This is a genomic window from Streptosporangium sp. NPDC051023 (assembly GCF_040689595.1).
Taxonomy (GTDB): Bacteria; Actinomycetota; Actinomycetes; order Streptosporangiales; family Streptosporangiaceae; genus Streptosporangium.
In genome coordinates this window covers 1-10,281 of sequence record NZ_JBFBCE010000153.1, presented here as the reverse complement: position 1 = coordinate 10,281, position 10,281 = coordinate 1, and the positions used below count along the sequence as shown (strand labels likewise).

General features: G+C 72.7%; 11 protein-coding genes. 6 read left to right on the top strand and 5 right to left on the bottom strand.

All coding sequences use genetic code 11. From position 1 onward, the window contains the following. Positions 1-126: 126 nt before the first annotated feature. Genes AB0395_RS46495 through AB0395_RS46485 form a run of 3 tightly spaced genes read right to left on the bottom strand, consistent with a single transcriptional unit; the run spans position 127 to position 2,778 of the window. The gene (locus tag AB0395_RS46495) at positions 127-1,140 is read right to left on the bottom strand and encodes an NAD(P)/FAD-dependent oxidoreductase (RefSeq protein ID WP_366294263.1); all 1,014 of its coding nucleotides are present in this window, start codon (positions 1,138-1,140) and stop codon (positions 127-129) included. Further along, positions 1,137-1,694, bottom strand: coding sequence for an isoprenylcysteine carboxyl methyltransferase family protein (locus AB0395_RS46490; RefSeq protein WP_366294260.1), 558 nt, complete (start codon positions 1,692-1,694; stop codon positions 1,137-1,139). Before AB0395_RS46490 ends, AB0395_RS46495 begins: the two co-directional genes overlap by 4 nt. Before the next feature lie 7 nt (positions 1,695-1,701). Next, the gene (locus AB0395_RS46485) at positions 1,702-2,778 is read right to left on the bottom strand and encodes a 3-oxoacyl-[acyl-carrier-protein] synthase III C-terminal domain-containing protein (protein ID WP_366294257.1); all 1,077 of its coding nucleotides are present in this window, start codon (positions 2,776-2,778) and stop codon (positions 1,702-1,704) included. A gap of 106 nt (positions 2,779-2,884) precedes the next feature. Between AB0395_RS46485 and AB0395_RS46480 the strand changes: the two genes are divergently transcribed. The 3 genes from AB0395_RS46480 (at position 2,885) to AB0395_RS46470 (ending at position 7,312) form a co-directional block, all read left to right on the top strand. Further along, positions 2,885-3,832 (top strand): UbiA family prenyltransferase, encoded by a 948-nt coding sequence (locus tag AB0395_RS46480; protein WP_366294254.1) that lies wholly within the window; start codon positions 2,885-2,887, stop codon positions 3,830-3,832. 255 nt (positions 3,833-4,087) lie between these two features. Beyond that, positions 4,088-5,968: a WD40 repeat domain-containing protein gene (locus tag AB0395_RS46475; protein ID WP_366294251.1), complete on the top strand. Its 1,881-nt coding sequence runs from the start codon at positions 4,088-4,090 to the stop codon at positions 5,966-5,968. Positions 5,969-6,124: 156 nt separating this feature from the next. Further along, positions 6,125-7,312, top strand: a complete 1,188-nt coding sequence (locus AB0395_RS46470) for an RtcB family protein (RefSeq protein WP_366294248.1) — start codon at positions 6,125-6,127, stop codon at positions 7,310-7,312. 33 nt (positions 7,313-7,345) lie between these two features. On the opposite strand, the gene AB0395_RS46465 is transcribed toward AB0395_RS46470, so the two are convergent. Beyond that, positions 7,346-7,702 (bottom strand): hypothetical protein, encoded by a 357-nt coding sequence (locus AB0395_RS46465; protein WP_366294245.1) that lies wholly within the window; start codon positions 7,700-7,702, stop codon positions 7,346-7,348. 636 nt (positions 7,703-8,338) lie between these two features. On the opposite strand from AB0395_RS46465, the gene moaA reads away from it, so the two are divergent. The 3 genes from moaA to AB0395_RS46450 are packed head-to-tail and all read left to right on the top strand — an operon-like array spanning position 8,339 to position 10,198. Further along, on the top strand, positions 8,339-9,328 hold the full coding sequence (gene moaA / locus AB0395_RS46460) for a GTP 3',8-cyclase MoaA (protein ID WP_366294242.1): 990 nt from the start codon (positions 8,339-8,341) through the stop codon (positions 9,326-9,328). Then, positions 9,325-9,894: a molybdenum cofactor guanylyltransferase gene (locus AB0395_RS46455; protein ID WP_366294239.1), complete on the top strand. Its 570-nt coding sequence runs from the start codon at positions 9,325-9,327 to the stop codon at positions 9,892-9,894. The genes moaA and AB0395_RS46455 overlap by 4 nt, the downstream gene beginning before the upstream one ends. Next, positions 9,866-10,198: a DUF6457 domain-containing protein gene (locus AB0395_RS46450; RefSeq protein ID WP_366294236.1), complete on the top strand. Its 333-nt coding sequence runs from the start codon at positions 9,866-9,868 to the stop codon at positions 10,196-10,198. Before AB0395_RS46455 ends, AB0395_RS46450 begins: the two co-directional genes overlap by 29 nt. Here the strand turns inward: AB0395_RS46450 and AB0395_RS46445 are convergent. After that, a partial coding sequence (locus AB0395_RS46445) for a DUF6596 domain-containing protein (protein WP_366294266.1) occupies positions 10,195-10,281 on the bottom strand: 87 nt, incomplete at its 5' end. The genes AB0395_RS46450 and AB0395_RS46445 overlap by 4 nt on opposite strands.

Genomic DNA, 10,281 nt, shown 5'->3' with positions numbered 1-10,281 from the left:
CTGCCCGGCCCCCGGTGGGGACCCGGGTGAGACCCCCCCCCCCCCCCCCCCTCAACGGGGCGGGGCGGTCCGCTCTTTTCCCGCACTCTCCCCGGTGACGCGTCTGCCTCCCACGGCAGGAGGGCCTCACGACAGCGCGTGCACCGCGGCCCCGAACAGGGCGGGCATCCGCCGGGCCGCCGGGACGATCAGCCGGGCGGCCACCCGGTGCCGCCGGGTCTCCAGGAGCGCCCCGGTGAGCAGCCTGTGCCTGCGTGACAGACGCAGCCAGGCGCTCTCGTACGCATGAGGGGCGCCTGCCCGCAGGCAGCCGACCAGCGCCTGCGCGGACAGCAGCGCGAGCGAGAGGCCCTCGCCCGTGAGGGCGTCGATGTAGCCCGCCGCGTCGCCGACCAGCAGCACTCGTCCCGCGACCCGGGAGCGCACCCGCTGACGCAGCGGTCCCGCACCCCTGACCTGGGTCGCGGCGGGCCCCTCTAGCCGGGCCGCGAGCGCGGGGAAGTCCGCCAGGTGTTCGTGGTAGCCGCGCCGCCGGGAGCTGAGCACGGCCACCCCGACCAGGTCCTCGCCGACCGGTGTCACATACGCCTCGCCGTCGTCGGCCCAGTGCACCTCGACGAAGTCCGTCCAGGGGGCGACGGGGTAGTGCTGTCGCAGGCCGTATCGGCGGGGGCGGTGATCGGGGAGCCGGAGCCCCAGCGAGGCGCGCAGCGGGGAGTGCAGGCCGTCCGCGGCCACCAGCCACCTGGCCCGCAGCCCCGCGGCCTCGACGCCGTCGTGGCTCTGCCGTACCTCCTCGACCCTGCCCCGCACGACCCGCACCCCCAGCTCGGCCGCGCGCCGCGACAGCGCGGCGTGCAGCGCGGTGCGCCGTACCCCGAGCCCCGGCCCCTCCCTGAACGCGGCCTGAGCCTGGTGTCTGCCGTCCACGTAGCGGATTCCCGCCAGCGCCCTGCCCTCGACCCGTACGCCCAGCGACAGCAGCGCGCTGGCCCCGCTGGGCATCAGTCCCTCGCCGCAGGCCTTGTCGACAGGGTCGGGCCTCGGCTCGACCACGACGACCTCCATCCCGGCCAGCGCGGCGTGGATGGCGGTGGCCAGGCCCGCGGGTCCCCCGCCGGAGACCAGGACGTCGATCACGCCGCTGCCCGGCCGGGAGACGGTACGGGGGCGAGCGTGGCGAGGGCGGTCTCCTCGCAGCGGATCCGCACGACCATGAGCACCGCGTTCAGCACGGTGAAGGTCACCGCGGTGACCCAGGCGCCGTGCACCAGCGGCAGCGCCGCGCCCTCGACGGCGACCGCCACGTAGTTGGGGTGCCGTAGCCAGCGCAGCCGGTATGGGCCGCGTGTCACCGGGGACAGGCCGGGAACCACGATCACCTCGGTGTTCCACTGCCTGCCCAGCGTGGTGATGCACCACCAGCGCAGTCCCTGCGCCGCGACGACCAGGGCCAGCATGGGCCAGCCGAGCGCGGGGACGAAGGGCCGCCCGGCCAGGACCGCCTCCAGCGCGCACCCGGCCAGCAGTCCGGTGTGCAGGACGACCATCCATGGGTAGTGGCCGCGCCCGTGGACGACCCCGCCGCGGGCCAGGCTCCAGCGCGCGTTGCCGCGGGCGACCACCAACTCGGCGAGCCGTTCCACGCCGACGAGCAGGATGAGCGACAGGTACAGCGACAGGTACCAGGACACCGTTCTCCTACCAGCGCAACAGGACGAGTTCGGAACAGAAACCGGGCCCCATCGCGATGAGCAGCCCCGGTGTGCCGGGGGGCGGCGGACGCAGGGCGAGGGTGTCCCGCAGGACGTGCAGCACCGAGGAGGAGGACAGGTTGCCGACCTCGGCCAGCGAGCGCCAGGTGAGCTCGAGCGCGTCCTCGGGCAGCCCGAGCGTCTCCGCGACGGCCTCGAGCACCCTCGGCCCTCCGGGATGGCACACCCAGGCCGTCACGTCTCGCCTCGTCAGCCCGTGGTCGGTCAGGAAGCCATCCACGTCGTCCGCCAGGTAGGTCCGCACCACGTCGGGGACGCTCGCGTCGAGCACCACCTGGAAGCCGGTGTCGCCGATGTCCCAGCCCATCACGTGCTCTGAGGCGGGGTACAGGTGGCTCCGGGTGGCCACCACCGTGGGCCCCGCGCCCTCCGCGCCACTCGGGGAACCGGGACGCCGCCCTGCGCCGCACGCGACGACGGCGGCCGCGCCGTCGCCGAACAGCGCGCCCGCGACCAGGTTGGCGACGGAGGCGTCTTCGCGCTGCAGGGTGAGGGAGCACAGCTCGACCGAGAGCAGCACCGCCACGTGGTCCGGCCAGCCGCGCAGATAGTCGTGCAGACGAGAGATCCCGGCCGCCCCCGCGACGCAGCCGAGCCCGAAGACCGGCACCCGTTTGACGTCGGGCCGAAACCCGAGGCGGCCCACCAGCCTGGCGTCGACGGAAGGCGTGGCCAGGCCGGTCACCGACGTGAACATGATCATGTCCACATCCCCGGCGGCGAACCCGGCCGCCTCCAGGGCGGCACCGACCGCCTCCGCCCCCAGCTCGACGGCGCACTCGACGAAGGCATCGTTGGCCGCCCCGAAACCGTCGAGCTTGGCGTACTGGTCGAGCGGCAGCGCCAGGTGGCGGAACCCGACCCTGGCGCTCGCGTGCAGCCGGTCGAGCACCCGTCTGTCCGCGCCCTCTGGCAGGCACAGCCGCGCGAAAGTGTCGGTGATCTCGGATTGAGGATGCCTATTAGGCGGAAGCGCGCCGCGGACAGCGGCGATTCGCGTCATGTGAGGGTTACTCCCGGACATGAGGAAGGCGCGGACATTTGGCTTTTGCCCACCCACGCGTACGGCATGCCTCCATGGCGCCTGCAGCACGCTTAGCATCGGTTCCGTGACGAGCCGACAGCCGGGCCAGGGACGGACGAGCGGGGAGACGGGGGACGGGGGACAGGAGGACGGGGCACAGGAGGAGGCGCGACAGAGGGGCCGGGATCGGGGCCGGAAGACCGGGTTCGCGGCTGTCGTGGCGCTGGTGCGGGCCTGCCATCCCGGGCCGACCGCGGCCGTCACCACGCTGGTGACGGTGCTGGCCCTCGTCTGTGGGCGCGACGCGCGCGGATGCGTCCTGGTCGCCGCCGCCGTACTGGCGGGCCAGCTCTCGATCGGCTGGTGCAACGACGCGGCCGACGCGGCCAGGGACGCCGCCGCGGGCCGCGCGGGCAAGCCGATCGCCGACGGCGCGCTCGGCGTGCGCACGGTGTGGGCGGCGGCCTTCGCGGCCCTCGCGCTCTGTGTGCCGCTCTCCCTGGCCTCGGGGCTCGCGGCGGGGACCGCGCATCTCGTCGGTGTCGCCGCCGCCTGGGCGTACGACCTGGGCCTCAAGGCCACCGTCCTGTCATGGCTGCCGTACGCCGTCGGGTTCGGCAGCCTGCCGCCGTTCGTGACCCTGGGCCTGCCCGGGGAGGCGTGGCCCGCCTGGTGGGCCGTTCTCGCCGCCGCCCTGCTGGGGTGCGGGGCGCACCTGGCGAACGTGCTGCCCGACATCCCGGCGGACCTCGCCACCGGGGTCAGGGGCTGGCCGCAACGGCTCGGCGTCGCCCGCGTGCGCGTGCTGATCCCGGTCCCCCTGCTCCTGGCGACCGGGTTGCTCGTCTTCGGGCCCGCGCGACCTCCGGGGCCCTGGGGCTGGGCCGCGCTCGCCGGGGCGGTCGCGTTCGCCTTGGGAGGCCTGCTGCTGGCGGAGCGGTCGCCGCGCATCCCCTTCGTGGGAGCCGTAGCCGTCGCGGCGGTCGACGTCCTGCTCCTGCTCGCGATGGGCACCGCGATCACCGTGTCCTGAAACCGCGCCCGCGGGGACGCGGCTCGTCTCCGTAGCCTCGCAGCCTGCGATCTTGCAGGAGAGCGGTGGGCACGGCAAGATCTCACGGATCCACCCGTCCGTGTCAGCATACGGTTACGCAGAGGTTAATCGTTTCATCCGTATCCCCGGGGAGGCGCGCGCATCCACATGAACCCGTCCGTGCCTGTGCCTGTGCCCGTGCCCGCGCTCGGCGCGGATCCGCCGTACTCACCCGACAGACCGATCAGGGAGCCCATGCCCGACGCTCGACCGTGGGATCTGGACACGCTGCTGCACACCGACCCGCGCATTCTGTCGCCCCTGCTGGACCGGGCCCATGACCCGCAGGCCAGGCTCGAGGCCGCCGTCTACCGCACCTCGCTCGACGCGCACGCGGCCCGCCCTGGCGACCGCGGCTGGCTGCTCAGCCTGGACTCGGCCCGCTGGGGCGCGACCGGCCTGCTGTCCGCGTTGACCCGGGACCGGCCGGGGTGGCGTCCCCTGTGGGCCACGGGGGCCAGGGTCGACGGCCGGCTGCGGCTGGCGTGGCTTGAGACGTCATGGGGAGCCTCAGCGGAGGCGGTGGTCGTCGTGGAGGGCAGGGCGCTCGTCGTGGCCGGAGGCAGGGACACGGCGTCCCTGCGTGACCTCATGACCGGTGAACGCGTCGGCAGACGGCTCGAGCAGCCCGGCCCGCCGCCGGGCCTGACCTCCGTTGCCGTGGCCGAGATGGCGGGGCGTCCCGTGGTGGTCGCCGACGGCCGCGCTCCCGACGGGCGCACGCCCACGGTCGAGGTGTGGGACGCGGGCACGGGGGAGCACGTCGGCTCGATCCCGACCGGCCACGCGGCGGGCCTGACCGGCGTGGCCACCGCGGTCGTCGACGGGCGGGCCGTGGCCGTCACCACAGGCTGGGACCGGGTGGTCGAGGCGCACGACCTCCTCACCGGAGACGAGATCTGCCCGCCGCTGCTGGGCACGGACACGGTGCACGCCGCAACCGCCGTCCGCCATGGCAGGGCGGTCGTCGTCACCACCCACGGGAAGGGGAACAGGCGGGTCTGGTGGCTGCGCGCGGGCAGCCCGTTCATCCCGGCGGAGGGCCCGGTCCCGTCGCCCGCGTGGTGCGACGTCGCCGTCGAGTGTGAGGGGGGCCTGCGGCTGCGCGATCCCCACACCGGCGAGCCCTCGGGGCCGCCGATCCCGTACGCGGGTCTGTCGTGGGGCGTCCATCCCGCCACGTGCGACGGCAGGGCCGTCGTCGTCACCGGTGGTTCCGACGGCCGGATCCGGGTGTGGGACGTCGAGGCGGACCGGCTGCCCGGCGTGCCGCTCCCCGGTCACGCCGCCGAGGCACGGGAGGTCACCGTGGTGCGGGGCGGCGGCCGTACGACGGTGGTGAGCAGGGACGAGGAGGGCTGCGTGTGGACCCGCGACGCGTCGACCGGGCAGCCCGTCGAGCTCGTGGACCCCGCAGATCCCACGGCCCCCGCCGAGCGGGTGGGACCGCCGGTCACAGGTCGCGCGGCGCGGGCCGTCCGCGTCGTGGTCGGCGAGGACCGGAGGGCGACCCTGCACCTTCTCCGCGGCGGCCTGCTGCAGGGACCGGCCCTCGGCCCCGCGCTCGGCCCCTTCGCGGGCACGCCCAAGGTGGCCGTCACCGAGCTGGACGGCGTCCCGGTCGCGTTCACCGGCGACCGCGCGGGATCGGTCGGCATGTGGGACGTGCGGACCGGCGAGCGGCTGTGGCCCGGGCTCGAGAGGCCCTGCGGTGAGGTGGACGCGGTGGCGGCCACGACGCTGGACGGCAGGCCGATCGCGGTGACCGGCGGTGGCGGCCCCGTGTGGGTTTGGGACCTGCGCACCGGGCGGCGGCTGCGTCCTGCCATCGAGGCGGGCGAGGTCAAGGCGCTGGCCGTCACCGAGTTCGACGGCCTGCCCGTTCTGGCGACCGGCACCCGCGTGGGCGCCTACGGGGAGGTCGGGCTCTGGGACCTGCGCACCCACGAGCCGCTCTGCTCCGCGGCGCGTTTCCCCGAGCCGGTGCACGACCTCGCGTGGGTCCCGCACGGCGTTCTGGTGGTCGCCTTCGGTCACGACGTGGCCGCGGTGCGCCCGCCACACGTCACGGCGTGACCCGGCGGGAGGCACCCGCCGCTCAGCGGGTGCGCGGCGGGTGAAGGATCTTAATTCGGTTGCGGGGTACAGGGGGGTTCTGGCGTTATTGACGTCGTCGGCCGGGCGGCCGGCGGAGATCCGGCTCAGGTCCGGTTGGAGGGAGGCGATGCGGCGATGGCGTACAACGAGGTGATGGGTGGGCGCGCGCCAATCCGCATGTGGGCCGATCCCGCCGAGGTCGAGCCGAACGTGATGCAGCAGCTGCGCAACGTCGCCAACCTGCCTTGGGTGCAGGGGGTCGCGGTGATGCCGGACGTGCACCACGGAATGGGGGCGACGGTCGGTTCGGTCATCGCGATGCGGGACGCGGTCTCGCCCGCGGCGGTCGGCGTCGACATCGGATGCGGGATGACCGCGGTGAAGACCTCGTTCAGGGCGGAGAACCTGCCGGACAACCTGGCCTACCTGCGTTCCAAGCTGGAGCAGGCCGTTCCGGTCGGGTTCGGGCACCACAAGGCGCCGGTCGACCCGACCAGGCTGCACGGGCTCAAGACCGCCGACTGGGCGGGCTTCTGGAAGGACTTCGAGACCCTCGCCCCGGCCGTGCACGCCAGGAGGGAGCGCGCCGAGGTCCAGATGGGAACCCTGGGCGGTGGCAACCACTTCCTGGAGATCTGCGCCGACGACGAGGGAAGCGTCTGGGTCGTGCTGCACTCCGGGTCGCGCAACATCGGCAAGGAACTGGCTGAGTTCCACATCGGGCAGGCCCAGAAGCTGCCGCACAACCAGGACCTGCCCGACCGCAACCTCGCGGTGTTCGTCGGCGGCACGCCGCAGATGGACGCCTACCGCAGGGACCTGTTCTGGGCGCAGGACTACGCGCGGCGTAACCGGGCGGTCATGATGGCCCTGGTGTGCGACGTGCTGCGGCGGCACCTCCAGGGCATCACCTTCGAGCCGCCGATCTCCTGCCATCACAACTACGTCGCGGAGGAGCGCTACGACGACGTGGACGTGCTCGTCACCCGCAAGGGGGCGATCAGGGCGGGATCCGGAGAGTTCGGCATCATCCCCGGCTCGATGGCGACCGGCACCTACATCGTGAAGGGACTGGGGAACGCCGACGCGTTCAACTCGGCCTCGCACGGCGCCGGGCGCAGGATGAGTCGGACCAAGGCCAAGAAGACGTTCACGCTGTCGGACTTCAAGGCGCAGACCGACGGTGTCGAGTGCAGGAAGGACACCGGGGTGATCGACGAGATCCCGGGGGCGTACAAGGACATCCGGTCGGTCATGGCGGCGCAGACCGATCTGGTCGAGGTGGTCGCCCACCTGAGGCAGCTCGTCTGCATCAAGGGCTGACCCGGAGCGAGCCCCGGGTGCCACGCCGTCCTGTCAGACGAGGGGGCCGGGGCGCGCCTCCGGCTCGGCCTCGGCCTCCGGCGCGTCGAGAGCGCGCCTGTCCTCCCCCTCACGGGCCCGCTGGGCGAGTTCCTCGTTCGAACGTTCCAACCTCCGATGCAGGCGGGACCTCCTGGTCCTCTCCAGCCGCCGGTCGGCGTCCAGCGTCCCGCGGAACACCAGGACGACGGCGAGCAGGATCACTCCCGAGCCGATAAGGAAGGGGCCTGCCTGGATCGCGTCCTCGTTCCCGCCGTGCCGTCGCGCGGGGTCTCGGAGGGCGCCGTGCCACGTGGCGTCCTGATCCGATGAGAGAGCCCTCTCCGGAATCGGCCATCCAGAAAGAGCCATGAAAGCTTCCGGAAATTTCCCCGGAAAATCTCCCGTCGTTTCCTTGGAGTGCGTTTGCTGTTTCGCTTCCGCGGCGTTTCCCGCGGAGCGGCCCCCGAGCGGGGGATTGTGGGCGTGGACGCGGTCCACGGCGGACGTGGCCGCCGTGACCAGGCCGGATGAGGCGTCTGCCATGCCAGTGGGGATGCAGGGAATGGTCACGAGCAGAGGCGCCGCGAGGATCAGCCCGCGTATGCGTTTGTCCGGTACCAGTCTCACGTGGGTCCGGCTCCCTTCGCGCTCCGGAGGTTGTCGCTACGGATTATGAACGCGCCTCCTGTGATTTCCGTGGCGCGAAGGGTCCTTGGCATCAAAGCGTTATGCGATAATTAGACATATATCCATGAACCGCCTGAACGGTTTCCTGTGGCTTATGTAGGCATTCATGGAGGTTGAGCCCCATGCCCGTGGTGGCGGTCCCTCCCCGCGGGGGCTGGGGGAGCGCTTCCCTGGGAAGCCGGACAGATCATGGCTCGGAGGAATCAACCTCCCGGCGATGATGTTGTCGCGGGAAGGAGCCTGATGTGTGGGCTTTACGGGCGCCGGCCTTAGGCTGGCCCCCTGCCCGAGCGGATGGATGTGAGGAGGTGGCGCCCCATGTTGCGGGACTCGTTCGGCCGGGTGGCGACTGATCTGCGGGTTTCCCTCACGGACCGCTGCAACCTGCGCTGCTCCTACTGCATGCCTCCCGAGGGCCTCGAGTGGCTGCCGAAACCCGAGCTGCTGACCGCCGACGAGATCGTCAGGCTGGTGGCCATCGGTGTGGAACGGCTGGGCATCACCGAGGTCCGCTACACCGGTGGGGAGCCACTGCTCCGCCGCGAGCTGGTCGACATCGTGGCCCGCACCGCCGAGCTCCGTCCCGGGCCGCAGGTCTCGCTGACCACGAACGGCATCGGCCTGGCCAGGTTGGCCGCCCCCCTCGCCTCGGCGGGCGTTCACCGAGTGAACGTCTCCCTCGACACCCTTGACGAGGAGACGTTCAAGAAGCTCGCCCACCGCGACCGGCTCGCCGACGTGCTCGGCGGCCTGGCCGCAGCCGACGCCGCGGGACTGCGCCCTGTAAAGATCAACACTGTGCTGATGCGCGACGTCAACGACCACGAGGCCGTTCAGCTGCTGCGCTACTGCCTTGAGCGGGGGTACGAACTGCGGTTCATCGAGCAGATGCCGCTCGACGCCCAGCATGGCTGGCGCAGGGAGAACATGATCACAGCCGATGAGATCCTCACGAGGCTGCAGGAGGCCTTCGACCTGACCGAGGACGATCCTGTGGAACGCGGCAGCGCCCCGGCCGAGCTCTTCCTGGTCGACGGCGGACCCGCCAGGGTCGGGGTGATCGGCTCGGTCACCCGGCCGTTCTGTGGCGCCTGTGACCGGGTGCGGCTCACCGCGGACGGCCAGATCCGCAACTGTCTGTTCGCCACGGAGGAGTCGGACCTGCGGGCCGCGATGCGCTCGGGCGCGAACGACGAGGAGCTCGCTGAGCGTTGGCTGGCCGCGGTGCGGGCGAAGAGGGCCGGGCACGGCATCGACGACCCGTCCTTCCTGCAGCCGTCCCGCCCGATGTCCGCCATCGGCGGATGACCGGCCGCCACGACGCGTGCATTCTGGCGGGCGGCCTCGCGAGGCGGCTCGGCGGAAGGGATAAGCCCGGCTTGCACGTCGGTGGGCGCCCGCTGGTCGAGCGGGTGGCGGCGGCGGTGCCCGGCGCGGAGAGGCTGATCGTCGTCGGCTCCCGCCGCCCTGGCCTGCCCGGGGCGATCTTCCTGTGCGAGGACCCGCCGGGCGGAGGCCCTGTTCCCGCACTGCGGGCGGGGATGACCGAGGTGGCCGCGCCGTGGGTCGTGCTGCTCGCCGCGGATCTGCCCTTTCTGACGGCGGAGCACGTCTCGGCCCTGCTCGACGCCGCGGGGACGGGAGCGGTGCTCGTCGACGAGGACGGCAGGCAGCAGTGGCTCGCCGGAGTCTGGCGTACGGCGGAGCTCGCACGGGCCCTGGCCCGATACGAGGGACGGTCGCTGCACGGGCTGCTCGCCCCGCTGGCCCCCGCCAGGCTCCGCCTCCCCGGGGCGCCGTGGTTCGATTGCGACACGCCTGAGGATCTGCGGCGTGCCAGGAGCAGTGAGCCGGGCACTCCGGCACAGGCGTGACCACCGGGGCGAGGGCCCCGGCGGCGTGGTCACAGACGAGGAGCGAGTGGTGAACGTGCTGGCGGAATGGACCGAGCTGGTCTGCCGGGAACTGGGCGTCGATCCGGCGAAGGTCGACAGGGACGCGCTGCTCGACCTGACGAAGGAGGTCGCCCACGGGGTGACACGCCCGGCCGCGCCGCTGACGGCGTATCTGCTCGGCCTGGCCCAGGGGGCGGGCTCGGCGGGTGAGGACGCGGTGGAGCGGCTGACCGCGTTGGCGCGGGACTGGGAGAGGAAAACCGGAACCGGGGACGACGCCTAGGCGCGCCGGGAGTGCTGGAACAGGAACAACGCCAGCAGCGCGGACACCTCGCCCTGATCGGGCATGAGCTCTTGGAGGAGGCG